The organism is Chitinivorax sp. B (assembly GCF_005503445.1).
Taxonomy (GTDB): Bacteria; Pseudomonadota; Gammaproteobacteria; order Burkholderiales; family SCOH01; genus Chitinivorax.
This window is the reverse complement of the sequence record NZ_SCOH01000029.1, coordinates 44,161-68,617: the sequence shown is the minus strand read 5'-3', so window position 1 is coordinate 68,617 and position 24,457 is coordinate 44,161. Positions and strand designations below refer to the sequence as shown.

General features: G+C 51.3%; 19 protein-coding genes and 3 tRNA genes. 15 read left to right on the top strand and 7 right to left on the bottom strand.

The features are described from left to right. Nucleotides 1-431 precede the first annotated feature (431 nt). Nucleotides 432-632: a hypothetical protein gene (locus tag FFS57_RS25265; protein ID WP_171014024.1), complete on the bottom strand. Its 201-nt coding sequence runs from the start codon at nt 630-632 to the stop codon at nt 432-434. On the opposite strand from FFS57_RS25265, the gene FFS57_RS16995 reads away from it, so the two are divergent. Beyond that, complete coding sequence (locus FFS57_RS16995; RefSeq protein ID WP_171014023.1) at nt 631-2,409, top strand: endo-beta-N-acetylglucosaminidase; 1,779 nt, start codon at nt 631-633, stop codon at nt 2,407-2,409. The genes FFS57_RS25265 and FFS57_RS16995 overlap by 2 nt on opposite strands. 226 nt (nt 2,410-2,635) lie before the next feature. On the opposite strand, the gene FFS57_RS16990 is transcribed toward FFS57_RS16995, so the two are convergent. The 3 genes from FFS57_RS16990 to FFS57_RS16980 form a co-directional block, all read right to left on the bottom strand. Then, nucleotides 2,636-3,064 carry a hypothetical protein gene (locus FFS57_RS16990; RefSeq protein WP_137939003.1) on the bottom strand — a complete coding sequence of 143 codons (429 nt, stop codon included), beginning with the start codon at nt 3,062-3,064 and terminating at the stop codon, nt 2,636-2,638. Between the two features lie 396 nt (nt 3,065-3,460). Further along, nucleotides 3,461-5,332, bottom strand: coding sequence for a DUF3857 domain-containing transglutaminase family protein (locus FFS57_RS16985; RefSeq protein WP_137939002.1), 1,872 nt, complete (start codon nt 5,330-5,332; stop codon nt 3,461-3,463). Then, nucleotides 5,326-5,880: a DUF2799 domain-containing protein gene (locus tag FFS57_RS16980; protein ID WP_137939001.1), complete on the bottom strand. Its 555-nt coding sequence runs from the start codon at nt 5,878-5,880 to the stop codon at nt 5,326-5,328. Before FFS57_RS16980 ends, FFS57_RS16985 begins: the two co-directional genes overlap by 7 nt. A 586-nt stretch (nt 5,881-6,466) precedes the next feature. On the opposite strand from FFS57_RS16980, the gene FFS57_RS16975 reads away from it, so the two are divergent. From FFS57_RS16975 to FFS57_RS16950, 6 genes are all read left to right on the top strand, one after another. Continuing rightward, nucleotides 6,467-7,612 (top strand): MalY/PatB family protein, encoded by a 1,146-nt coding sequence (locus tag FFS57_RS16975; protein WP_137939000.1) that lies wholly within the window; start codon nt 6,467-6,469, stop codon nt 7,610-7,612. Nucleotides 7,613-7,721: 109 nt separating this feature from the next. Then, nucleotides 7,722-8,387: a GntR family transcriptional regulator gene (locus FFS57_RS16970; protein ID WP_171014022.1), complete on the top strand. Its 666-nt coding sequence runs from the start codon at nt 7,722-7,724 to the stop codon at nt 8,385-8,387. Nucleotides 8,388-8,502: 115 nt separating this feature from the next. Further along, the gene (gene aroG / locus FFS57_RS16965) at nt 8,503-9,570 is read left to right on the top strand and encodes a 3-deoxy-7-phosphoheptulonate synthase AroG (RefSeq protein ID WP_137938998.1); all 1,068 of its coding nucleotides are present in this window, start codon (nt 8,503-8,505) and stop codon (nt 9,568-9,570) included. 49 nt (nt 9,571-9,619) lie between these two features. Then, nucleotides 9,620-11,101: an acyl-CoA synthetase gene (locus FFS57_RS16960; protein WP_171014021.1), complete on the top strand. Its 1,482-nt coding sequence runs from the start codon at nt 9,620-9,622 to the stop codon at nt 11,099-11,101. Continuing rightward, the gene (locus FFS57_RS16955; RefSeq protein ID WP_137938996.1) at nt 11,101-11,892 is read left to right on the top strand and encodes an alpha/beta fold hydrolase; all 792 of its coding nucleotides are present in this window, start codon (nt 11,101-11,103) and stop codon (nt 11,890-11,892) included. The genes FFS57_RS16960 and FFS57_RS16955 overlap by 1 nt, the downstream gene beginning before the upstream one ends. Nucleotides 11,893-12,010: 118 nt before the next feature. Further along, complete coding sequence (locus FFS57_RS16950) at nt 12,011-13,135, top strand: GGDEF domain-containing response regulator (RefSeq protein ID WP_137938995.1); 1,125 nt, start codon at nt 12,011-12,013, stop codon at nt 13,133-13,135. 70 nt (nt 13,136-13,205) lie between these two features. Here the strand turns inward: FFS57_RS16950 and lplT are convergent, their stop codons facing one another. Then, nucleotides 13,206-14,525: a lysophospholipid transporter LplT gene (gene lplT / locus FFS57_RS16945; RefSeq protein ID WP_249384038.1), complete on the bottom strand. Its 1,320-nt coding sequence runs from the start codon at nt 14,523-14,525 to the stop codon at nt 13,206-13,208. 415 nt (nt 14,526-14,940) lie between these two features. Between lplT and FFS57_RS16940 the strand changes: the two genes are divergently transcribed. Beyond that, complete coding sequence (locus FFS57_RS16940; protein ID WP_137938994.1) at nt 14,941-16,167, top strand: aspartate kinase; 1,227 nt, start codon at nt 14,941-14,943, stop codon at nt 16,165-16,167. A 78-nt stretch (nt 16,168-16,245) separates the two neighbouring features. On the opposite strand, the gene FFS57_RS16935 is transcribed toward FFS57_RS16940, so the two are convergent. Continuing rightward, a complete protein-coding gene (locus FFS57_RS16935; RefSeq protein WP_137938993.1) occupies nt 16,246-17,943 on the bottom strand; it encodes a GMC oxidoreductase in 1,698 nt (565 codons plus the stop codon). 426 nt (nt 17,944-18,369) lie between these two features. Here FFS57_RS16935 and FFS57_RS16930 point away from each other — a divergent pair. The 5 genes from FFS57_RS16930 (at nt 18,370) to FFS57_RS16910 (ending at nt 21,972) form a co-directional block, all read left to right on the top strand. Next, nucleotides 18,370-18,463 (top strand) — tRNA-Ser (locus tag FFS57_RS16930). Between the two features lie 7 nt (nt 18,464-18,470). After that, nucleotides 18,471-18,547, top strand: a tRNA-Arg gene (locus FFS57_RS16925). 26 nt (nt 18,548-18,573) lie between these two features. Then, nucleotides 18,574-18,650: transfer RNA gene (locus FFS57_RS16920), tRNA-Arg, on the top strand. Between the two features lie 183 nt (nt 18,651-18,833). After that, nucleotides 18,834-21,434, top strand: coding sequence for a DNA mismatch repair protein MutS (mutS, locus tag FFS57_RS16915; protein ID WP_249384037.1), 2,601 nt, complete (start codon nt 18,834-18,836; stop codon nt 21,432-21,434). Between the two features lie 58 nt (nt 21,435-21,492). Then, nucleotides 21,493-21,972, top strand: a complete 480-nt coding sequence (locus FFS57_RS16910; RefSeq protein ID WP_171014020.1) for a hypothetical protein — start codon at nt 21,493-21,495, stop codon at nt 21,970-21,972. Nucleotides 21,973-22,049: 77 nt separating this feature from the next. Here the strand turns inward: FFS57_RS16910 and FFS57_RS16905 are convergent, their stop codons facing one another. After that, complete coding sequence (locus FFS57_RS16905; protein ID WP_137938991.1) at nt 22,050-22,529, bottom strand: FKBP-type peptidyl-prolyl cis-trans isomerase; 480 nt, start codon at nt 22,527-22,529, stop codon at nt 22,050-22,052. A gap of 283 nt (nt 22,530-22,812) precedes the next feature. On the opposite strand from FFS57_RS16905, the gene FFS57_RS16900 reads away from it, so the two are divergent. Together FFS57_RS16900 and FFS57_RS16895 are read left to right on the top strand one after the other, a co-directional pair. Then, nucleotides 22,813-23,925, top strand: a complete 1,113-nt coding sequence (locus FFS57_RS16900) for a cupin domain-containing protein (protein ID WP_249384036.1) — start codon at nt 22,813-22,815, stop codon at nt 23,923-23,925. A gap of 206 nt (nt 23,926-24,131) precedes the next feature. Then, on the top strand, nt 24,132-24,410 hold the full coding sequence (locus FFS57_RS16895; RefSeq protein WP_137938990.1) for a hypothetical protein: 279 nt from the start codon (nt 24,132-24,134) through the stop codon (nt 24,408-24,410). The last annotated feature ends 47 nt before the right edge of the window (nt 24,411-24,457 follow it).

Here is a 24,457-nt window from a genome sequence, read left to right as displayed (position 1 = left end):
GGTCGCCGCAGCGCGTTTCCCCAGTTTTATATAGAGCCGAACGGCACGGATGCGATCTTCGTATGAGTACATGAACTACCTCTTAAGTAGTCCAAGATTTTTGCCGCACCCCCACCTGGAAAGTCTTGGACGCTGTTTGACAAAATAGAACGCTGTCTTTACCTCACATCATCAGTGCGGGCCGGTTGATCTGACAGATTGACCTGAAAACGCATGTTTCTAAAGCCAGCCGCTTTCGGGGATGGCGCGGTTAGCGGCCCGTTAATGCGATGAGTTGACCAGATACAAACCTTGATGGGTTGCATCAATAGTCAGAATCGATGCCTGACATAGAAAATTAATATTTGTGCTTGTGCTTATATGTGGATTGAATTAGGTGGCCGGGCCCACCTTATGGCCTTTGGCATGTCACGCTTTCATCTCAGCATCTATTAAGAAGAAACAGGAGGAGTTATGACTCGTGTGTGCATATTACCGGTACTGCTGGCGTTAGCGGCCTGCGGCGGTGATGAAGCCAGTACCACACCATCGACATCAAAATTTGCAGCCAGTACGACAGATAACAATGAAGTGGAGGTCAATGTTGTTACTGCTGGTTCTGCATTTCCCAGTTCAATCTGCATAAAAGACATGAATGATTCGCAGTGGCCTTACCGTACCCTTCCTGCGTCGGGTCCGTCGTCCATCTATTTGAAAACGAATGGTGGTCGCTATTCTGTTGAGGTTGGGTGCCAACCCAAGAACGAGCAGTGTTCGATTACGTCAGGTACCAATGCGCTGATCAACACGCCAATTAACATCGCTTGCAAGTCAGCGATTCCATCGGCCCCAGGTGCCAAACGTTCTTATGCATGGGCTTTGACATCTGATTTCAACAGCAGGCAATACCCACTGCTTGACGCATTGGATTTGTCTTCGATGGAAAAGGAGTATCCATCACCGTCAACTACGCGGCTTGAAACGCTTTCCACTGCTCGCTGGGCGGGGCAGGGGAGCCAGCCAACATCGGGATTGCGTGACTATTCTCTGCTTTACCGAACTGAAGCAAACACGACCCCCTATATAAAAGCGGGTAGCCATGCGCAGTACTTCAACAACTGGGCATTCATTCGAAAAATGATCAGTTTTGGTGGTGCGGTGGAGGAAGGCTCGCATATTGTTGCCCCAACACCAGATTGGGTCGATGCGGCGCACAGTCATGGCGTGAAGATTTACGGTACTGTTTTCATTGGTGCCGATCATCGTTACACGGGGCTCACCGATCAATTACTTGGTTCCGGGAACTGCGTGGAAAACCATGATGGGACACATCGGTGTGATTTCAATACCCCGACAATCGATAAACTGACTGCTTTGGCGAAGCGCCTCAATATTGATGGATGGCTCCTCAATATCGAAAGTGGCTTGGAGGGTGATAGCTTCGAAGTGAGGCAAAGAAGAATCCAAATCAATAACTTGATAAGTGAAAAGTTCCCGAAGACAGGTGTTGAGTACATTGTGTATTCCAATGTGACGACAGGACTTCGCGGTGCGATTGGTGATAACGATATTGCCGATTTCGGATGGTATCCACCCCATGATCAAGGGCTGGACAATGCAACAGGCGTTACCGATACCGTTCTGAATGGTAAATTGCCAAATACGTCCACGAAAAGCTATCTGCTTTATCTTGACGAGCCTTTCACCAGGAATACCCCTTTGGACGAGCCGTATCGGCCTTACCGCCAAAAGGCTGCACAACAAACACAATGCCAATATTTCAATGGGGTTGGAAACTGGCCAGGGCTGAAGCAATATACGTTGGCAAAATTCCCAATCAATGCTGATACCACCAAACTGATCTGCGGTGGGGATACCTCAGCGCCGACTGCAACCCGGATACTCAAAGTTTCAATCTCAAGTGGGGTGACGGTTGCGATGGATGTGGGCACGAAAGACAAGCCTCAGGTCACCGAGTGTAAAAATGACAATCCGAACCCTGCCTTCTGGGGACAGCAATGTTATTTCGAGTTGCCGGCACAACAAGGTCTTTCAGCGAAGTTGACGTTCTCTGGAAGCAATTTCTCGATGCCATTGCTGTATCAGGGCTCACATGAGGGAAACTATGCGCTGTTCTACGGGTTCCGCATGTACCCATTGGTTGGCGCAAGATGGTGGTGGTTGATGCCTGACGCAGCCAATCAGCAAAGTCAGTTCAGTTGGATACAACAGGGCCTGGAAAGTTGGGACTGCAAGACGCCAGTGGTTGGCAACACAAGTTCTGCGTCAAAAGTGACATCGTGCACGGTCAACTTCCCGGCCGCAACGGGTACGTTTAACGTCGATACGGGATTGTATGGTAGGCCACCCTATCTGAACTTCATGATCGATGCCCGTTACCCGGCATTTTACTTTACCCCGCAAAGTTAACGGGTAAGCCCACAGGTTGTTGCGTGACAAGATCCCCATCTTGATGAATGCTGCTTGATGGGGATCGCGTGAACTGGTGGGCTGATGTGTTTTGCTTGCCTATTGCTTCGTGACTGGTTGCGCGTCTGCATGAACACAAGATTTGTCGATACACAGTCCGGGGCTACTGCATATTCCGATTGCCGGCGACGATCTCTTCCTGCTCGATGTGATCATGTGGCGATGATCATTCCCTACTGGCCTGCGGTACCCGGGTAGAACGGAAGCCAACTGCAAACCCAGCGCCAGCCGTTGCCCAAACAATGGCGGCAATTACCTCGAAAGCATTGCGCAACTCGGGATGATTAATTGCCAGTGGGATAAGTATGAAGCCGCGGATCAAACAAACAGCAGCCATGCTGGCGAGCATCGGGCGAAGCAGCGGCAAACGGCGTACCAGTCCGGACGCTGAACAAGCATAGATGGCACAAATACCCATCAGTGCTGCGATACCTGCTGTGCTGACAGGTGCCAGCCAAGTACCTTCGCGGGCGGAAGCAACGATCAATGGTGGTGCGCCAAAAAATGCATACCAAGATGGCCCCCCGGCTATTGCCGCCAAGTGAATGGTGACGCCGAACGTTGCAATTGCTGCCGCCAAGCGTATCCACAACATGGATGATTTCTTCATAAGTGACCTAACAAGCAATAGGGCCGTCCCGTACTGATACAGCGGCGGAAGCCGCGCCCGTATTATGTGAGTGATGAATTTTGACAGCCGGCTGCAGATTGTAAAGCCGTGATCGACCATGCCAGCAAAGTAATGTTGCATGACAGTATGTCGGTCAGCCTGATCTGCACGCATTGCTAATTTAGAGCCGCTAACAAAACCCAACGAAGTGATTCTGGTTAGGCGTGCAAACGAAGGCAGTACGTGAGTACGACAAGTTTACACAACAACACCAGAAGGGTTTTGTTAGCGGCTCTTAGTACAGTGATGACAGTGTTGTTGATCGCTTGTACATCAACCGTGTCATGAAAGAAGGCAAGGGTCCTGATCAGGGCCCGATGACTATTTGCGTAGTGATACGATCATGCGTGTGCTTTCCACACAAGCTGATGCTTTGTCGATCATTTGTTGAAAGGGTGGGCTGACAATATCCGGGTGGAACCAGATGTCGGCCTTGCTATGCCATCGGTAGTGAAAGCGTAGCCCGTCGGTGGTGCGATTGACGCGAGTTTCCAGATCCAGCCAGGGGGAGCTGACTTGGCAAGGTTTGGGTAATTGCCGAGTTGTCGCACCGATCAGGTCAATGGTCAGCGTATCCTGCCGTGGTCGCGGCACGACAAGGTCGGTTTGGTGCTGTTGGATATGATAGGTCTTCATATTGCGCCATAGGTCGCGTTCTTGCGACAGTGGGTCATAGATAAGGTAACCGGAGACGGGTTCGGCCGCGCCAAGGTCGGTAAAGCGGATGTTGATCGGATACTGCGTAGGTAGCAGGAAATCGACGGCAGGGCGGTTGAGCTGACAATCGCCGGCTTGTTGCTGCGATGCCATGGCACACAGTGTTTTGCTGAGGGCATGGTGGCCATATCGACGATCATCGGCTGCCAGCCACATCAGGCTATCGCTGCTGTAGATGCGTTCACCGGTTTTGAGTGCGCTGCCATCATGACGTAACTGGACTTTCAACCGGGTCTCAACGACAGAGTGGTACGGGTTGGCCGGCGTGCTTTCTTGGCGGGGTTGTCCATTCAAGCCAAGAATGACGACATGACGGTTGCGAATGTCTGCCGAGGTTTCCCCTGGCAGAAATGCCGGATTGGTTGGGTCCAACCACCATACCGTACCCTCTACGATGGCACGTGCCACCATGTGATTGGCTGTAGATGTGCCTGGTAATAATGGATCGGGGGCATGGGTGCCGCGCCATAGGAAGGCGGGTTCGGCTTCAATGCCGGTGTAGCGCAGCATTGCAATCAATAGGGATGCCAGGTCTTTGCAATCGCCATAGCCATGGGCTTCGATCTCGTCAAGATTGAACGGTGCCAAGCCTCGGTTGGATGCCCGCCAGTCGCCCAGGTAGCGGTATTGTTGATCGATAAACTGCATCAGCCGTGCTACTCGCTCGCGTTGGGGAAGGGGTTTGAGTGATTCAGCAACCTGCAGTGCTTTGGGTGGTAATGCTTGTGCCAGCAATGTATCGTAGTGGGCTTGCAGGGCGGTGAAATGAGGGGCTAACGTGGTTTGGGTGCTGATTTCCAGGCTGGGCGGGTTCAATATGATGCCAGGCTCGTTGATCAGCGCACGATAGCGTGGGGCATCCAGTGTCAACGTGACTTCCCGTTGATCGGGAGATTGTTTGACCGTGAAGCCATCCAACCCCTGACCGCGCCAATACAGTGGTCGGTCGGCATGGTAGTGGATGCGAAGGGAATCCTGGCGTTCGTCATTGGGCCAGAATTGATGAACGTAGCGACTTTCCGGTGCCAACGGTTCAAAGCGGCCGATGCGGCGGACCCGGTAGTGTACGGTGCTGCCGATTTGCAATTCGGGGAAGGCGATGGACAGTTGTTTGCTGCGGGAAAAGCCTGCTGCCGGGTTGGGTGCCATCTTTTCGTCGATATTGGTGGGCGGTACCGGTTTGCGTCGACCATCTGGTTGAATGACTTCGGCGAGCTCCAGAACAAATTGCGATTCCTCCTGGTAATCGAAAGATAAGGTGGAGACGCTTTCGCGGCCTGCCTCACGCAAAATCGTATAGCTTGTGTCCCATACGCAACGATCCGGCTTGCCGGTAGCCACGGTGCATTCCATATTGGTTTTTACTGCAAGCGGGGCATCGGCAACGGACTTCAGACTGGCCTGGCTCAAGGCGGGTAGTATGACCAGGCTGCATGCCAGCAATATGTGGGGGAAAAGGGTTGGTGTGTTTACCATGTGAATCTCACCCCACCTTCCGGCAATACGCGATCAATAATCTGCTGGGTTTCGAGCCGTCGGCGTTCGCTTTCCAAAGCTTGTTTGCGGCCATCCGATAAATCCTTGTTCATCAATTCGATTTCAATAGTACGAATGCGTTGCTCAATGTGTCGACGCTGCGCTTCCTGTGCTTGTTGGCGTCGTATCTGTTGATACTTTTTTTGACCGGATTCGAAGCTTTCCCGAAATGGCGTGAAGTCGTCATTGCTACACCATTCAGTACGCGGGGGCATGTCATGCAGGCCCAGTCGATAGCCGTTACCCGCAGTGCAATAGTCACGTCGTCCGTCAGCGTAGCCTTCGCGGTAGCGCTGCCGATCTGGCTTGATGCCATGTTTCAAGCATTGTTTCTCATAATCATCCAGCTGGTTGGTGCTACGCCCATCCAGTGCATCGGCCATACCGTTGTGATACCAATCGCGTTTAAGGCATTGTTGCTGGCTGAGCCCTGCGCAGCCACCTACACAAAGCAGGATGCCGAGACCAAACAATCGTGGTTGTACCATTTCCTTCCTTGTTTCAAAGTTGATTAAGTATGAGGATGGTTTGTCTATTGTGATTCTATTGGTTCAATTATTTTTTAAATTATTAAATATATTTATTTAATAACAGTTGGTTGTGTTTGGTTGATTGTTTGTCTTTCAAAAGGGTATTGGGATTAATTTATGAAGTTATTGTGGTAGAAATACCTATTTTGTTTTTATATTTAAATTTACCCCGCTGATGAGATGAAGCCAACAATGTGGGGGTGACGCAGCATGTGTTTGCAACGGGCGCAAGCATTCGCAATGACTGCTATCCAGACGGTGAAATGACACGCAGCGTACGGCAATGGATAAATTGGTAGACGTACTGGGTTCTGCTGACATCGGTTCGGCGCATTGGGTCGGTCTGCTTTTGGGCTTGCACCATTGTCGCAAACCGTTTGTATAGATTGCTATGCGGCATGCTTTGCTCTTGGGTCCAAGCCCAAAACCAGCCCAATGTGGGCGATGGAATGATGTCAACTGAACCTAGGGGAATGTTTCCACTATCGCTACAATGGTCACACGCGCCGTGTGGTGCGGCTTCCGAATATGCGTCTGGAGCATTATGACTTTCGATTTTGACCGTGTGATTGATCGCCGACAGGGTGATAGTTTGAAGTGGAACCGCTATGCACAACGAGACGTGATTCCGATGTGGGTGGCGGATATGGATTTTGCTGCGGCGCCTGCGATTCAGGCTGCATTGCAGGCTAGAGTGGCTGAAGGAGTTTATGGCTACGGTATGCCGACAGCCGAGATGGTATCAGCGGTGATTCAATATCATGCCCAACACCATGGTTGGCAGATTCGGCCAGAATGGCTGGTACCGCTACCCGGGCTGGTGCCTGGCTTGAATCTGGTTTGTCGTACGATGGGTAAGCCCGGGGGCAAGGTGGTGATGGCGACACCGGTCTATCATAAATTTCTGAGCGCACCCATTCATTCCGACAAGGAACGGGTTGTGGTACCACTTCATCAGGTAGAAGGGCGTTGGGAATGGGATTGGAATGCATTGGATCAGGCTTTGGCAGGGGCGGATGTCCTGTTGTTGTGCAACCCCCATAACCCGGTAGGCCGGGTCTGGACTCAAGATGAATTGAGGCGTGTGATGACGATGTGTGCACAACATCAAGTCGTCGTGTGCTCAGACGAGGTTCATTGTGATCTGGTGTTGGCACCGGATTGCAAGCATATTTGCTATGCAACATTGGGCGATGTGGCGGCAACCCATAGCATTACATTATTGGCACCCAGCAAAACCTGGAATCTGGCCGGTTTGGGGTGTGCACTGGCGGTGATTCCCAATGAAGCGTTGCGCCTGCGGTTTACACAGGGGATGCAGGGCATCATGCCACATGTGAATATCCTGGGTTATGTGGCGGCGGCCGCAGCTTATCGTGATGGGGAGGCATGGCGGTTGGCGTTGATCGACTATCTGCGGGCCAATCGTGATCATTTGATCGCGGCGCTGGATCAGTTCCAGGGTCTGACGGTATCGAACTGCGAGGCAACGTATTTGGCCTGGATCGATTTTCGCGAGACGGGGATCATCGAACCACAACGTTTTCTGGAAGCAGCAGGGGTCGGCGTATCGGATGGTACCGAGTTTGGCTTGCCAGGTTTTGTGCGACTGAATTTCGGCTGTCCGCGTAGTACGTTGGATGAAGCAATCCGTCGGATCAAGCAGGCATTGGCTATCGAACCAGCATGAGTACTGGATTGATCAATTGTTCAACAATTGATCAATCTCATTGAATCAGGCAAAGTGGAAGGGATGTTGCCCTACCTTGTCTTGAACCCGTCTGATCCCGAGGATGTGCATGACCTTTGTCCCTAATGATTCCCTGACTGAACAAATTGCCCGTTATCTTGGCCATCAGATCATCATCGGCCATCTCAACCCAGGCGATCGTATTCAGGAGCTACGTATTGCTGGTGAGTTGAGTGTCAGCCGTGGTTCGGTTCGCGAGGCGCTGTTGATCCTGGAACGCCGTCATTTGATTGAAATCCTGCCGCGACGCGGCGCCGTGGTATCAGCATTGACTGAACTGGAAATTCGCAGTTTGTATGAGCTGTGGTTCATGCTGCTGAAGAAGGTGGCTGCCAATGCAGCCACCATGTGGCAGGATGGCGAGCTGGAAAGTTATATGGCACTGATCAAAGAGTTGGGCGAATACGCTGAGCGGAATGATCTGGAGCGTTTCTACGATACGTTGTCGACTTTCCTGTCGATGATCTACCCTTATGCAAACAACAGCTTCATGGTGCAGGTGATGGAAGATTTGTTGCCTACCGGCAAGCGATGCGCATATATGGTATTTCGTCGCGGCAAAAGCGAGCTGACGCGCTTGTATGAATCATTCGTGCGTGTCATGGACAAGATGCTCAAACGTGATGCGACAGGTGCTGGCGAACTGGTGGAGCAGATTGGCGTAGAGCAATTAAAGCTTGCATTGGAGGCTTTGAGAGCACAGTGTGCGCAATAATATTGCGCCATGCTTCAAATATGGCGCTGCATAATTGCGTAGAGGCTGTCATAATGACCCCGAGCGTCGAAAATGCTGCGACGCGACAATTGATCCTTTTTGAGCCGGATGCATCATGAGACGTAGAACAGACGATATTCATATCAAAGAAATCAAGGAACTGACTCCACCGATCTATCTGATCGAAACCAATCCGATTACCGATGCGGCATCGAATACGGTATACAACGCCCGTCAGGCTATTCACCGGTTACTGTGTGATCAAGATGATCGTCTGCTGGTGGTGATTGGCCCCTGTTCGATTCATGACACGACAGCGGCTATGGAGTATGCCGCCAAGCTTAAAGTGCTGCGTGACGAGCTGTCGGAAGATCTGGAAGTGGTGATGCGTGTCTATTTCGAAAAACCGCGTACAACCGTGGGTTGGAAGGGCTTGATCAACGATCCATATCTCGATGACAGCTTTGAAATTAATGATGGTTTGCGTGCCGCACGAAAGCTACTGCTGGCAATCAATGATCTGGGTGTGCCAGCCGGGACGGAATTTCTGGACATGATTTCACCGCAGTATTTTGCTGATCTGATCAGCTGGGGGGCGATTGGTGCCCGTACTACCGAATCACAGGTGCATCGTGAATTGTCTTCTGGTTTGTCCTGCCCGGTCGGTTTCAAGAACGGGACTGATGGGAACCTGAAAATTGCGGTGGATGCAATTCGTTCTGCACAGGTCCCACACCATTTTCTGTCTGTAACCAAGCTTGGGCATTCTGCGATTGTCTCCACTTCTGGCAATCCGGATTGCCATGTGATTTTACGTGGCGGTAAAGAGCCGAACTATGATGCGGCCAATGTGGATGCCGCCGCGAAAGAATTGGAAAAGGTCGGCCTGTCGCCCAAGCTGATGGTGGATTTCAGTCATGCCAACAGCCGCAAGGATTTTCGTCGCCAGATGGACGTGACCGAGGATGTCGCCGGTCAGTTGGTGAGTGGTGAGAAGCGGATTTTTGGGGTCATGATCGAAAGTCATCTGGTCGAAGGTCGACAAGATCTCATCCCTGGCAAGGAATTGTGCTACGGTCAAAGTATCACCGATGCTTGCATCGGCTGGAATGATACTGAACTCGCATTACGAAAACTGGCAGTCGCTGTACGAGAGCGGCGCGCCAAATACTGCGCACAGTAACTCGACAAAACGGCGCGATATTCGCGCCGTTTTGCATGGAGGACACAGCATGCTTGCAGTGACGCCATTGGGGGAGTGGCTGGATTACTGGCGGCAACGTGCACCAACACGTGTCGCAATTGTTGATGTTGCAACAGGCAAACGCTGGCAGTATGGCCAGTTGGCTGATGCATGTGATTTGCTGACAACCGCACTGCGATTGCAACGTGTCGCCGCCGGTGATCGGATAGCCTTGCTGGCGGTAAACCGGGTAGAAACATTGCTGTTGTTGTTTGCCTGCGCCCGGCTCCGGGCGTTGCTGGTGCCGTTGAATACTCGATTGACAACAGAGGAGCTCAATGCGCTGTTAGCTGATGCGGAGCCAGCGCTGTTATTGCATGATGCGGAACATGCTGTACTGGCTGGTAACCTGACTGGTGCAATATGTACCTTGTCGCTCGATCAATTACAGCAGCATGTCGAACCTGCTCAATTGAATTTGCCTGTGTCGGATGGAGAGCAGCCGGTTCTGATGCTGTATACCTCAGGCACGACTGGCCAACCCAAAGGTGCATTGCTATCTCAGCGAATGGTGTTGTGGAATGCGCTCAATACCACCATCAGTTGGGATCTTTCTGGCGCAGATTGCGCAATTGCCCATACGCCATTTTTTCATACTGGCGGCCTGAATGTGCTGACAACGCCGCTACTATTACGTGGCGGTAAGTTGGTACTGCTGCCTAATTTTGAACCCAAACAGGTGTTGAAGCAGATCGCACTGGAGCAGGTCACCATATTGTTTGCTGTGCCGACCATGTTCCAGCGTTTGTTGGATACCGAAGGCTTTCACCGTGTCTCCATGCAATCACTCCGGTTCTGCATTAGTGGTGGTGCACCTTGCCCGATAGAGTTGATTGATGCCTATCAGCAGCGTGGCTTGGTATTCAGGCTAGGCTATGGTTTGACGGAAGCGGGCCCCAATTGCTTTACCTTGTCAGCGCAGGATGCGGTTCGCAAGCGGGGGGCTGTCGGTTTTCCCAACTTTGCGACACGCATGCAGATTGTGGATTGCGATGGCAAGATAGTGGAGCAGGGGGAGGTCGGAGAGCTATGGTTGAGTGGCCCCACCGTGTGCAGCGGCTATTGGCGGAACCCGGCTGCGACCCAGGCATTGTTTCACGATGACTGGCTGAAAACAGGCGATCTGGTGCGGCAGGACGAAGAAGGCTATACCTGGGTAATTGATCGTAAAAAAGATATGTACATTTCGGGCGGGGAGAATGTCTATCCGGCAGAGGTTGAAGCAGCCTTGTTGCGGCATGCATCCATTGCTGAAGCAGCAGTGATTGGTTGCTCGGATACGCAGTGGGGTGAGGTTGGTGTGGCATATCTGGTCTTAAAGCCAGGCCAAGTATGGGACGAGGGTATTGTCCGAACCCACTTGAATATGCATCTGGCGCGCTATAAACAGCCCAAATCCTTTGTGTTGCAAGATAGCTTGCCACGCACCCCGACTGGGAAAGTACAGAAAGCCAAACTGAGGAAGGTCTGATGCCGCTTGCCGAGTTGAACACCACTGAGCTCTATTACGAACTGCAAGGCCAGGGCGAGCAAGTGGTGGTGCTGTTGAATGGCATTTCAATGAATACCGCGGCATGGGGGTTCCAGATGCCCGTGCTGGTGAATGCCGGCTATCGGGTATTGACCTATGATCTGCGCGGTCAATTACAATCCGGTAAGCCCACTCAGGATGCGTACACCATGCCGCAACATGCGGATGATTTGGTGGCGTTGCTGAGTTATCTGGATATCGATTCTGCGCATCTGGTTGGATTGTCATATGGTGGTGCGGTGGCACAGCATATGGCGATCAGTCATGCCAGCCGTGTGCAGCGTTTGGTGCTGGCAGATACGCTGGCATGGTCCGATGAGGTCAACAATGTGGTGGCGGACACGTGGTTTGCAGCCGCAGCCAGTGGTAATCCTACCTTGCGGTTTGATGTGGGAGTGGCGATGACCTTTGGGAATGCCTATTTGCGCCACAACCCGGTGCTGATTGCCAAAATGCGTGAATTTTCCGCAAGTCAGCCGTGGTTGCCATTGGCACGCTTGATCAATGGCATGCGCATGCATGATGTTCGTGAACAACTGTTTCGCATTCGTGCTGACACCTTGGTGATCGTCGGTGAAGATGATCGATTTACCCCGCTTTATCATTCGCGGTTGCTGGCGGATCGCATTCCATCTGCTAAACTCGCGGTGATTGAGGATTGCGGCCATGCATCGTGCCTTGAGCGCCCAGATGCGTTCAACCGGCTGGTGCTGGATTTTCTTGCCACATAGAGCCCATTCCGATCGTTGTTGTTGTGCCTGCCACAACAGCCCCGCATGGCCCGCCAGAATTGTATCGGCAGGCTGACGGGTGCGATAGGTTGCTGCTCACCACTACTGCATTGAACACATGAACGCCGATAGCAATACTGCCAACTCGCTCCCGCGCATTCTCGTTGCTGACGATTCGCGCATTGTCCGTGCCACCATTCGCAAACACCTTTCAGGCGTGTTCGATATCATCGAAGCGGTGGATGGTGAAGATGCCTGGTCGATTCTGAAAGCGCATCCCAATATCCAGGTATTGATCTCTGATCTGGGTATGCCCAATCTGGATGGCTTTGGGTTGCTGCAGCGCATCCGCAGCACGGACGACCCCCATTTGCGTAAATTGCCGGTCATCGTGATATCCGGCGATGAAGAGGAAGAAGTGAAGCGGCGAGCAGTGGGTATGGGAGCCAGTGATTTCATCACCAAATCCACGGATCGTACCGAGCTGATCGCTCGCATCTCGGCCAACGCGCAACGCGCCGAAACCGAAGCCGCACTGGATGAAAGTCGAGAAGAAATGGACAAAAAGGCAACTGAAGATTCCATTACTGGCTTGGGTACACGCAGCTTGCTGGAATACAACACCCGTCAGGCCATTGCCTATGCCAGCCGCCATCACCAGCGCATCATTCTGTTGGCATTGCAGTTGGATCGTTATGAAGAAACGGCCGCTAAATATGGTCCTGCCGTATCAGACCAGATTTTGAAAGCCCTGGCCAAACTGCTGGCTTCCAAGGTCAGAGGGGAAGACACCATCGCCCGTATTGGTGATTCCTCTTTCGGTGTACTGTCTGCCAGCCACGCAGCAGGTGAGGAAATTATCCTTGCCGAACGGTTGCGTACCGCGCTGGAGGGGGCCCGAATCAATTTCAAAGGTAATATCCTGCGCTATACGGCAAGTGTTGGGGTCATCAATACCGAGCCCAACATCGAAGCTGAAGAGGCCTTCCGAGTTGCTGAAACACGTATGTCCATGGCCAATAAGGCGGGTGGCAATCGTGTATTGGCACAGGATGTGACACCTCATCCTTTGGTCAAGCCGGATCTTGTTACTGCCTTGGCGATGATTCGCGACGGCAAGGTGCAGGACGTTACGCCATTTGCCGCCGAACTGTTGGGAGAGCTGTTGCCCATATTGGATATTACCAATCAGCAGCTGCTACTTGGCTTGCCAATGGACAAGTTGCGTGAGAAAGCCCGTTGATCTGAATCTGTGACAGCGCTGTCAATAAAAATGGCTGCAATAGGCAGCCATTTTTTGGGTTTAACGTCAATCAAGGGTGAAACGGCGCGTCGCCTTCTTTCGGCATGATGCCACGCTGAATTGCCTTCCTGTGCATCTGGAAAATGATCGACATCACTACCATTAACAAGCAACCAAAGCCAATAATGATGGCATGCATTGGCGGCATGTCACCCGTCTTGAAATAAGCCTCGGCGACCGCATTGGCATCGGCAGGCAATGGATGGCTGAAGTATTTCACCAGTAATGCATGCACCCCTACCATGACCAGAATGCCCAGATTCTCGTTGAAGTTTTGGACTGCAATGGAGTGCCCAGCACCCATCAGCGAGTGCCCACGATGCTGCAGCATGGCGTTCAGTGGCACAACAAAAAAGCCGGAAAGTGCACCAACGACCACCATCAATCCTGCTGCTACACTCACCTGATTCACAAACAGCATGCTGATTACGAATACGCCCATGGCAATACCTGCGGGTAGTACCCTGAATGCTTGCTTCAATGGAATGTAAAAGCTGGCAGCGGCAGCACCTAGAATGGTGCCGACAGCCACTACTGCAACCAACTGGGTTGCCTTTTCAAAAGGTATGGCCAACCACAGAATCGACCAGTTGATGACAACCAATTGCATGGTGCGACCGGCTCCCCAAAATAACGTGGTGACAGCCAGCGACAGTCCGCCTTGCGGATCGCGCCATAACCGCTTCACACAACTCCAGAACTCACGTATCAAAAAGCTGGGGCTATAGTGCAGTGGGTGGATTTCCACATCCAGTTTCGGAATATAGAGATTGACCCAGGAGGCTGCCAAGTAGATTACTGCAAGTATTGATATGGCGAATATCGGCGTTTCGACAGAACTGAGCAGCGGGGTGGTATTCAGCAGGTTGTCTACATACGGGCTGACCAGTACGCCGCCCAGCACGGTACCAAATATGATGGCACTGACCGTGGCGCCTTCCAGCCAGCCATTGGCTGCAACCAGTTTTTCATGCGGCAGATATTCGGTGATGATGCCATACTTGGCCGGCGAATAAGCTGCTGCGCCAAATCCAACCAATGAATAGGATAGTAGCGGTGGTGCACCAAGCAACATACCGACACAGCCTGCCAGTTTGATCCCATTACAGATCAACATGGCCCGACCTTTAGGCATGGAGTCGGCAAACGAGCCAGCAAATGGTGCCAAGAGGACGTAGGAGACGGTGAAACACCACAACAGCATAGATTGATGCCATTCTGGTGCGTGTTGAAACTTGAGTAATGCAAGGGCAGCAATGAATAGTGCATTATCTGCCAATGCAGACAGGAACTGTGCGCCCAGAATGATAAAAAATCCGCGATCCATCATAAGGTCGGCACCCGTTGATAAGCGATGCCGAATGATTGAAAAACGGGTTTATACCACGATTCTTTATTCATCGTGACGAACCTATCTCAAGAATAGCTATGAAACGTGTCAGACAACATGACGATATCGTTCGTTCTTGCACCGGGAACAATATCTGCAGTTCACTCACAGGTAAGGGCAGGGGCAATGGTGCGCGCGGCCTAGCCACCAGCAATGCATTGAAAGTACGAGAAGATGATTGTCTTGAACGAATGGTATTGCGCATAAGCTTATATCTTTTACGTATTGACAATTGTTTGACAGAACAGGAAGAATCACCGGTTCTGCTGTGCAGAATTCTGCCAAGGCAGGAACATGGACCAGTCAGTCGGGTCCGTGACCAGATTGCTTAACTGAAACAAAACGTGGAAAAACGATGGCGCTAATCGTACAGAAATATGGCGGTACATCGGTCGGCAACCCGGATCGTATCAAGAATGTTGCCAAGCGAGTCGCCAAGTGGAAAGCCCAGGGGCATCAGATCGTGGTTGTTGTCTCTGCCATGAGTGGCGAAACCAACCGCTTGATTGCCCTGGCCAAGGAAATTCAAGCCCAGCCGGATCCGCGTGAACTGGATGTGATCGTGTCAACGGGCGAGCAAGTAACCATCGGCCTGCTCGCCATGGCGCTCAAAGAAGCCGGTATCGATGCCAAAAGCTATACCGGTGCTCAAGTCCGCATTCTGACAGACAGTTCGTTCACCAAAGCTCGTATTATCGAAATCGATGAGCACAATATGCGTGCTGACCTGGATACTGGCAAGGTTGTCATTGTTGCTGGCTTCCAAGGGGTAGACGAGCATGGCGACATCACTACGCTGGGGCGTGGTGGATCGGATACTACGGGTGTCGCATTGGCGGCTGCTTTGAAAGCCGACGAATGCCAGATTTACACTGACGTGGATGGTGTCTACACAACCGATCCACGGATTGTGCCCGAGGCACGCAAGCTGGATCGCATCACCTTTGAAGAAATGCTGGAAATGGCCAGCATGGGATCCAAAGTATTGCAGATCCGCTCGGTCGAGTTCGCTGGCAAATACAAGGTCAAGCTGCGCGTGTTGTCCAGCTTTGAAGATGCTGGCGAAGGCACACTGATTACCTTTGAGGAAGACGAAGAAATGGAAAAGGCTGTCATCTCCGGCATTGCGTTCAACCGTGATGAAGCGAAAATCAAGATCACTGGCGTGCCTGACAAGCCAGGTATCGCTTATCAGATACTGGGCCCGGTGGCCGATGCCAATATCGACGTGGATGTGATCATCCAGAATACAGGTGAAGATGGCACAACCGACTTCTCCTTTACCGTACACCGTAATGATTACGCCAAGACACTGAAGATTCTGGAAGGTGTTCAATCTCACATCGGTGCACAAAGTGTGACCGGTGACGACAAGATTGCCAAAGTTTCTGCCGTAGGCATTGGGATGCGCTCGCATGTGGGCGTGGCGTCGACTATGTTCCGTACGTTGGCGGAGGAGGGCATCAATATCCAAATGATCTCGACCTCTGAAATCAAGATTTCCGTCATTATTGATGAGAAGTATCTGGAATTGGCCGTGCGTGTACTGCATAAAGCATTTGGCCTGGACCAGCCGGTTTAAGCAACTGCATTCCTGTTCTGAATGAACCACAGCCCGGTATGCCGGGCTGTTTGTTTTTATGCACGTACAGCCACTTGCCTATGCAGGTAGTGCAGTGGCAAAGCCTTGTCGGTTTGCAGGTTGCGGTAAGGTTTCTTTGCCGGCTTCATCTTGCCAGTCATGTTGGGATGAGGAAGGAATGTGGCTCATCGCATGCTCTGTCAGTGCCAGGATCGTCAGGCTGGGGTTCACCCCCAGATTGGCACTCAGTATGCTGCCATCACAGATATATAGGTTCTTGTACCCCCACACCCGGCAACGGTAGTCTATGACACCTTCTGCTGCATTACGCCCCATCACCGCCCCACCCATGCAGTGCGCAGTGGTGGGGATGCCAAACAGTACTTCCGGCAACGCACTGATGGCATCGGCATTGAACAACTTTGCGCTTTTCTCAGCAAAGGTATTGGCCTGTTCGATACCAGTTGGGATGCGCGCACCATCGCTACACAACAGTCGCTGGAATGGCCAATACCATGGGCGTTTCAGACGCATGGTCAAATGGCTGTCCAAGGTCTGCATGCAAAGCAATACAAGCGTTTGTCTGGCAAAGCCGATTGGATTGTGAATGCGTAATGCTCGTCGAGGGTAACGTAGTAAGGTGGCCAGCCAGACCAACGCATTGGGCAGCCGGGGGTGTGGGCGAACCAGTGGGGAGCATTGCACGCCTAATGCGTCATGCCCCGCTGCATAGCGGACTGCTTCAATATGCGTGTATTGATCTAGATAAATGCCAGAACCAATTGCAATGCCTTTTGACAGATCATATTGGCGATCCCGGAAACGGACACCAATGATCGATTCGGCATTGGTGCGCACGAATTTCCCCAGTCGTTGACTCAGTTTTGGCAAATATCCATCTGCCCGTTGTTTGAGCAGCAATTCCTGGGTGCCAAGTGATGAGGCGGCGATAATCAGGCCGCGACAATGTACTGTCCGCTTCGATGTGGTTGCTTTTGTTCGCTGTGTGGCTGGTTCCAAGATCAGCTGATAGCCGGACTGACCATCCTCGGACAATGGAGTGATCCGCGTCACGCGTGTTTGTTCAACGACTTCTGCGCCCCGTCGTTCTGCCAGGTAGAGATAGTTTTGATCCAGCGTATTCTTCGCGCCGACCCGGCAGCCAGTCATGCAGCCACCGCAGCCAGTACAGGTCCGCCTTGTTGGCCCTTCACCGTTGAAGAATGGATCAGGTATCTGAGTACCGGGAGGGGTGCCTTCCGGGCCAAACAGCACGGCGACATCGGTATGGTAAAATGTATTGCCGATACCGGCGTGATCAGCCATCTGTTTCAACAAGTGATCGGCATCGCCCAGAGTTCTATTGGTTGTAACGCCGAGCATGTTTTTGGCAGTTGCATAGTATTTGGGCATGACGGTTTGCCAATCCGTCAGTCCGGCCCAGCTTCCATCCCGCCACACACTGTCGGGTGGTACCAGCAAGGTATTGGCATAGGTGATCGATCCGCCACCCACCGCGTTACCACATACCACCATCACATGCTTGAATAGCCGAATGTTAAAGAAGCCTTCCAGCTTGGCGCTTGGCCGCCATAAATATTTATGGAGTTTCCAATTGGTGCTGGGGAAGTCCTCGGGTCGCCAACGTTTGCCCATTTCAACGACTGCGACCTGATAGCCTTTTTCTGCCAAACGCAATGCCGACACACTGCCACCAAACCCCGAGCCGATGACGATAAAGTCATAATCGTAGCAGGCCGCTTGTTGCTGACTCATTGGGTGCTCCTCGAATGATTGATCGATGACGTATATTGGTCACTTCTTATGTGATGCAGCCTAGCATTTCCAGCTCTCTATGTCTAACTGTCAGACAACTTATCTGGCCATACTCATTGTCATCCCATGCTGGAAAATCTACCGCTGAACAGGTGTTGATTGGCGGCACTTCTAATTGAGCGTGCCAAGATTTGGTGGTGTGTCGGTAATGTTTAGAGATTGAAGCTGACTGCTTCAAGAAGATTTCAACGAATGTCGAATCCGGCATTAACTAATAATGGAAAAGGTAAGTGTTTAATTTAGCTTGAACTTGTCTCGATTGGCCTGTGGCGCCCTTTGCAGGGCAGTGCAAAATTCGCGCCGAAATTGAAAATAGGTGTTGACGGGTAAAGGCTGGCTCAGTAATATAGCGCCTCTTTCGAGAACGGAGAAATGGCCGAGAGGTCGAAGGCACTCCCCTGCTAAGGGAGCATACGGGCTAAAACTCGTATCGAGGGTTCGAATCCCTCTTTCTCCGCCAACATAGCGCACCCGTAGCTCAGCTGGATAGAGTACTTGGCTACGAACCAAGGGGTCGGGCGTTCGAATCGCTCCGGGTGCGCCAGTTGAAAAAATCATGTTCTTAAAGATGCACCCGTAGCTCAGCTGGATAGAGTACTTGGCTACGAACCAAGGGGTCGGGCGTTCGAATCGCTCCGGGTGCGCCAATTCAAAAAGCCGCTGTCATTGACAGCGGCTTTTTTCTTTGCCAAAGACAAATCAACTTGGTTTATAGGCCATCCCGGCTTTGTATGCGCCTTATAATGGCGTCTTCCCTGATTTATCCCGAGCACCAGTTTCAACAATTTGGGTGAGTGGTAAGTCCCATCGATTCAGATCAAGAGGAATTCATGGCAGTAGAGCACATTGAAGTCGACCAGAAAGCCGGCAAGGTGATTGCCGATGTCCAGCACACGCCAATGATGCAACAATATCTTCGCATCAAGGCAGATCATCCCGATAAGCTGGTGTTCTATCGTATGGGGGACTTCTATGAACTGTTCTATGGAGATGCAGAACTAGCGGCCAAGTTGCTGGATATCACCTTGACCGCACGTGGGGCTTCAGCGGGTGTGCCGATCAAGATGGCAGGGGTGCCCTATCATGCAATGGAGCAATATCTTGCTAAGTTGGTCAAGCTGGGGCAGTCAGTAGCAATCTGCGAGCAGATAGGTGATCCGAGCACTAGTAAGGGTCCTGTTGAGCGTAAAGTGGTGCGAATTGTCACCCCTGGGACGTTGACGGATACAGCATTGCTGGATGAAAAACGTGACAACGTGCTGCTGGCACTACATGCTAGTAAAGGAACGATTGGCATGGCTTGGTTGTCGCTATCCTCTGGTTTATTTCGATTGAAAGAGTCACCAGCAGAGCAATTGGTATCTGAGTTGGAGCGAATTCGTCCTGCTGAAATTCTGATGCCGGATGGTTTGCAATTGCCCATCATTGCCCAAGCGGGCTTGACGAGTAAAGCACTGGCAGCATGGTGCTTTGATATTGATACCGCGCAACGTCTACTAAAGCAACATTTTGGCACGCATGACTTGTCCGGCTTTGGTTGTGATGGTTTGATGTCAGCAATCGGGGCCGCGGGAGCATTGCTTGACTATGCCAAGCAAACACAAGGCTCTGCTTTGCCACATTTGACTTCAATGACAGTGGAGCGTGGTAACGAGTATCTGGTGTTGGATGCCGCCACCCGCCGAAATCTGGAATTGACCGAAACCATCTGTAATGAGCCTGCCCCCACTTTACTGTCTGTACTGGATACGTGTGCTTCGGCCATGGGGAGTCGATTGCTGCGGCATTGGTTGCATCATCCATTGCGTCAGCACGAAACGGTTTTGGCACGTCAGGAAGCCGTGGTCGAGTTGCTGGAAAAAGATGCAAGCAGCAGTATTCATGACATATTAAATCGAATGGCAGACATTGAGCGGATTACGGCGCGCATTGCGCTTCGTACCGCGCGCCCGCGTGATTTGTCTGGATTGAGGGATGCACTGTTGCGTTTGCCAGAGTTGACGCCTTTATTGGCGGGCATGTCTACCTCTGCCTTGACGTCACTGCAAACCGGTCTGGTTGTGCCAACGCATTGTCAGGATTTGTTGGTAACCTCTCTCAAGGCCGAACCTGCCGTTGTGTTGCGTGAGGGCGGTGTGATTGCGGATGGTTACTCGGCCGATTTGGACGAATTGCGTGCAATTCAGGCCAACTGTGGTGAATTCCTGCTGGCCCTTGAGGCAAGGGAGCGTGAGAGAACCGGTATCAGTACGCTCAAGGTTGAATTCAATCGTGTTCACGGTTTTTATATTGAAGTTAGCCGAGCACAAGCTGATAACGTGCCAGATGACTATCGTCGTCGACAAACATTGAAGAATGCCGAACGTTTTATCACGCCTGAGTTAAAGACCTTTGAAGATAAGGCTTTGTCCGCACAGGACCGTGCCTTGGCGCTGGAAAAGAACCTGTACGAAGCTTTGCTGGACCATTTGCAAACACATTTGGCACCTCTGCAGCGATTGGCCGCAGCGGTTGCGCAGCTGGATGTATTGGCTTGCTTTGCTGAGCGGGCTGGGATGTTGAATTGGGTGGCGCCAGAGTTTACTAACGAAAATGTGCTGGAGATTGATCAAGGTCGCCATCCAGTTGTAGAGAGTCAGATCGACAGCTTCATTGCCAATGACACATGTTTGTCGACTACACGCAAGCTGTTGTTGATTACCGGCCCGAACATGGGTGGTAAATCAACTTATATGCGACAGAATGCGCTGATTGTATTGTTGGCCCACGTGGGTAGTCTGATTCCTGCGACAAGAGCGTTGATTGGTCCGGTTGATCGAATTTTTACCCGGATTGGAGCATCCGATGATCTGGCGGGCGGTCGCTCTACTTTCATGGTGGAAATGACTGAGACTGCAAACATTCTTCACCATGCTACCGAACACAGTCTGGTATTGATGGATGAAGTCGGGAGAGGAACTTCTACTTTTGATGGCTTGGCGCTGGCATACGCTATTGCCCGCCATTTACTGGAGAAGAATCGTAGCTATACGCTGTTTGCGACACATTATTTTGAACTTACCCGCCTGAGCCAGGAATTTCCGATAGCGGCGAATGTCCATCTGGATGCGGTAGAGCATAAGGATCGCATCGTGTTTTTGCATGCGGTTCAAGATGGGCCGGCTAGTCAATCATATGGTATTCAGGTTGCGCAATTGGCAGGTGTGCCGGCACCTGTGATTCGCTCAGCAAAACGGCATCTGATTGAATTGGAGCAAATGGGCACGGGTAGTGCATTTCAGGGGGATTTGTTTGCAGTTGCTCAGCCACTTGAAGAGCCAGTTGAAATGCCACCAGTTGTGGATGCGTTGGCTGCCGTCAACCCTGACGAAATGACGCCTCGGCAAGCACTTGAGGTGTTGTATCAGCTCAAGCAATTGCTCAATTCATGATCTATGCTTCAAGCTTGGTTGTACTTTGAATGACATTTGAATAAGCTCGGGGGTAAAGATGGGTTGCGACAATAGCGCTACATTGACCGAAGCTGCGGCCATTGAGGGCGTGATTAGATTATTGGGCGATATCAAGCGAGGGCACTTATGTTTACATGATGTTCGGCAAAAGGCGGCAATGGCCTTGCAGACATATGGTGCATATGCTGCTGAGCAACTGGCCGAAGCGGATGTCGGTATTCCACCAGCGGTCAATTTGCGCACTGCCGAAGATGGGCGGGTTGAGGTGGTGGGCATGCATCCCCAGTGTGACACGATTGCGCTGTTATTTGCTTCGAATCCAAAGCTGCTTAAAGGTTTAAAGGAGATTGAGGTGCTTCACGAAATCATTCGCACCGAAGAGGTTGCAGTACAACAGCGTTATGAGCATCGTTCAGATCCTGAAACGACAGCAATGCTCGTGGCTGTGCCGCCATCTTTCAACCTTGGTTTGACCAGCGGTGGGCCCATTGTATTTTTCTCTGCCGCACCAACGTAGATCATTGATGTAGACAGTAATGTCATCCCAATGAAAAAGGCCAGCAATGCTGGCCTTTGGGGCAAGAAAATCCGGTATCAGTGATGATGACCATGTGGGCCATGTGCATGGCCGTGAGAGATTTCTTCCTTGGAAGCGGTGCGTACTTCTGTCACTGTACATTTGAATAGAACACGTTTGCCAGCCAGTGGGTGGTTACCATCTACCACCACCTTGCCATCAGCAATATCCGTCACGCGGAACAGAATGGTTTCGCCGGTTTCTGCGTCATCTGATTCAAACATCATGCCAACTTGCACTTCTTCTGGGAATGCATCGGCAGACTCCATGCGAACCAGTGTGGGATCATATTCGCCAAAAGCGTCATCCGGCTCCATAGGGACATCCAGTTTGTCGCCAACTGACTTTCCATGCAGCGCTTCTTCAAGCTTGGGAATAATGTTGTCATACCCGCCATGCAGATAGCTGATCGGTTCTTCGGTCTTGTCAACAAGCTGGTTCTCACTGTCGTACATTTCGTAATGCAATGAAACGACAGTATCTTTGGTAATTTGCATGAAGGGATTCCTTGCAGAAAAAATAGGGCTACGCGAACCGATACCAGAAGGCAGCGGGGCGAAGTTTGTGCCATTGTAAACCACAACGTTACCTTGTATGCCGCCTTTCGAGACAGGCGGGCAAGTTGCAGGAGCGGAAATTATGTGGATTCATGTGTGGTATCAGCAGGATAGCAGGTTATTTCGATAGGCGGCAATGTCCGCCCGAGTAAGGTTGAGTTCAAAATGACAAACCGCCCAATGATAGAATTACAGTCAATTATTAATGATGGAGTCAGTATTGATGCAACTGTTGGGTGGCTTGAGTGCCGAGCAATTTCTTGCCGAATATTGGCAAAAGAAGCCTCTTCTTGTTAGGCAGGCTGTACCGGCGTTTGCTGGAATGATTGATCCGGCGGGGCTGGATGAACTCGCGTGTCGGGAGGATGCTGTATCACGCATCGTCCGTCACGATAAAGGTATGTGGCAATTGGGGCATGGACCATTTGACAAGCGTCAGCTCAAATATTGGCAGCAAGGGAACTGGAGCTTGTTAGTGAGTAATCTCAACCACTTTTTGCCAGATGCTGCTGAGTTGTTCTATCGCTTCAATTTTATCCCTTACGCCAGATTGGATGATCTTATGGTGAGCTATGCGACTGCAGGCGGGGGGGTGGGGCCACATTTTGATTCCTATGATGTATTTCTCTTGCAGGCTGGTGGACGTAAGCAGTGGCAGATTAGTGCGCAATCGGACCAATCTTTTATTGAAGATGCGCCATTACGCATTCTTAAGCACTTTGAGCCAGAGCAAGAATGGCTATTGGAGCCGGGGGATATGCTTTACCTACCACCTCAATACGCCCATAACGGGGTAGCACTTGAGCCTGGAATGACATATTCGATTGGTTTTCGAGCACCTAGTGCACAAGAGTTATCGATGCAGTTTTTGACTTATCTTCAAGATCAATTGGTCTTGGATGGAATGTATGGTGATCCGGATTTGATCTGCCAGCATGATCCGGCTCGAATCAGCTCGGTAATGATTGATCGTATGATGACAATGTTGCGGCAAATTCAATGGAATCGGGATACGGTAAGTGGTTTTCTGGGGGGCTATTTGTCCGAGCCGAAGTCACATGTTATTTTTGATGTGCCAGATGATCCTGTTGATTATGACGAGTTCGTGGCTGTGCTGGGTACACACGGGGTTGTGCTGGATCTGAAGTCGCAGATGTTGTATTGCGGAAATTCTTTATTCCTGAATGGGGAAAATGTTTGTTTCGAGTCCGAAGATGAAGGAATGCTGAAGCAGCTTGCAAATGAACGGAAACTGAATGTGACATCGTTTTCCGACAGTTTGTGCGAGCTACTTTATGACTGGTACCAATGTGGATATCTGCAGCTCGGTTCATAGTTGGTTAAGCCACGTTCCTATTGGGTTTTCTTGTATATTGCAATAGCACATTCCTATGCAATATCGCTGGATATTTTGAAAAAACCTGCTAGAATCACGCAGTCGGTCGGCCCATGATCGAATACGACTAAAACTAAGACCGCCGGTTAAAAGTACGGCAGGTTTTAATTGTTTGACTTGCTTAACTTTGTTAAGGGTAAAAATAAATGAAACACTCGCTCCTCGCTGCTGCTCTGCTGGCTGTTGCTCTGACCGCCTGCGGTAAAAAAGAAGAAGCTCCTGCTGCTGACGCTGCTGCTACCGCGCCTGCTGCTGAAGCACCTGCTGCTGCACCCGCACCTGCTGCTGACGCTGCTGCACCGGCCGCACCTGCTGCTGATGCTGCTGCTGCACCGGCCGCTCCGGCTGATGCTGCTGCTGCACCGGCCGCACCTGCTGCTGACGCTGCTGCTGCACCCGCTGCTCCTGCTGAAGAGAAGAAGTAATCTTACTTCTCTTGCCGAGCAAGAAAAGCCGATCAGTAATGGTCGGC

Coding starts and splice junctions, on each gene's coding strand:
- FFS57_RS16910 (WP_171014020.1), top strand. CDS start 21,493: ATGGGTTGCGACAATAGCGCTACATTGACCGAAGCTGCGGCCATTGAG.
- aroG (WP_137938998.1), top strand. CDS start 8,503: ATGAGACGTAGAACAGACGATATTCATATCAAAGAAATCAAGGAACTG.
- FFS57_RS16935 (WP_137938993.1), bottom strand. CDS start 17,943: ATGAGTCAGCAACAAGCGGCCTGCTACGATTATGACTTTATCGTCATC.
- FFS57_RS16960 (WP_171014021.1), top strand. CDS start 9,620: ATGCTTGCAGTGACGCCATTGGGGGAGTGGCTGGATTACTGGCGGCAA.
- FFS57_RS16995 (WP_171014023.1), top strand. CDS start 631: ATGAATGATTCGCAGTGGCCTTACCGTACCCTTCCTGCGTCGGGTCCG.
- FFS57_RS16970 (WP_171014022.1), top strand. CDS start 7,722: ATGACCTTTGTCCCTAATGATTCCCTGACTGAACAAATTGCCCGTTAT.
- FFS57_RS16940 (WP_137938994.1), top strand. CDS start 14,941: ATGGCGCTAATCGTACAGAAATATGGCGGTACATCGGTCGGCAACCCG.
- FFS57_RS16975 (WP_137939000.1), top strand. CDS start 6,467: ATGACTTTCGATTTTGACCGTGTGATTGATCGCCGACAGGGTGATAGT.
- lplT (WP_249384038.1), bottom strand. CDS start 14,525: ATGATGGATCGCGGATTTTTTATCATTCTGGGCGCACAGTTCCTGTCT.
- mutS (WP_249384037.1), top strand. CDS start 18,834: ATGGCAGTAGAGCACATTGAAGTCGACCAGAAAGCCGGCAAGGTGATT.
- FFS57_RS16900 (WP_249384036.1), top strand. CDS start 22,813: ATGCAACTGTTGGGTGGCTTGAGTGCCGAGCAATTTCTTGCCGAATAT.
- FFS57_RS16950 (WP_137938995.1), top strand. CDS start 12,011: ATGAACGCCGATAGCAATACTGCCAACTCGCTCCCGCGCATTCTCGTT.
- FFS57_RS16955 (WP_137938996.1), top strand. CDS start 11,101: ATGCCGCTTGCCGAGTTGAACACCACTGAGCTCTATTACGAACTGCAA.
- FFS57_RS16980 (WP_137939001.1), bottom strand. CDS start 5,880: ATGGTACAACCACGATTGTTTGGTCTCGGCATCCTGCTTTGTGTAGGT.
- FFS57_RS16990 (WP_137939003.1), bottom strand. CDS start 3,064: ATGTTGTGGATACGCTTGGCGGCAGCAATTGCAACGTTCGGCGTCACC.
- FFS57_RS16895 (WP_137938990.1), top strand. CDS start 24,132: ATGAAACACTCGCTCCTCGCTGCTGCTCTGCTGGCTGTTGCTCTGACC.
- FFS57_RS25265 (WP_171014024.1), bottom strand. CDS start 632: ATGTCTTTTATGCAGATTGAACTGGGAAATGCAGAACCAGCAGTAACA.
- FFS57_RS16905 (WP_137938991.1), bottom strand. CDS start 22,529: ATGCAAATTACCAAAGATACTGTCGTTTCATTGCATTACGAAATGTAC.
- FFS57_RS16985 (WP_137939002.1), bottom strand. CDS start 5,332: ATGGTAAACACACCAACCCTTTTCCCCCACATATTGCTGGCATGCAGC.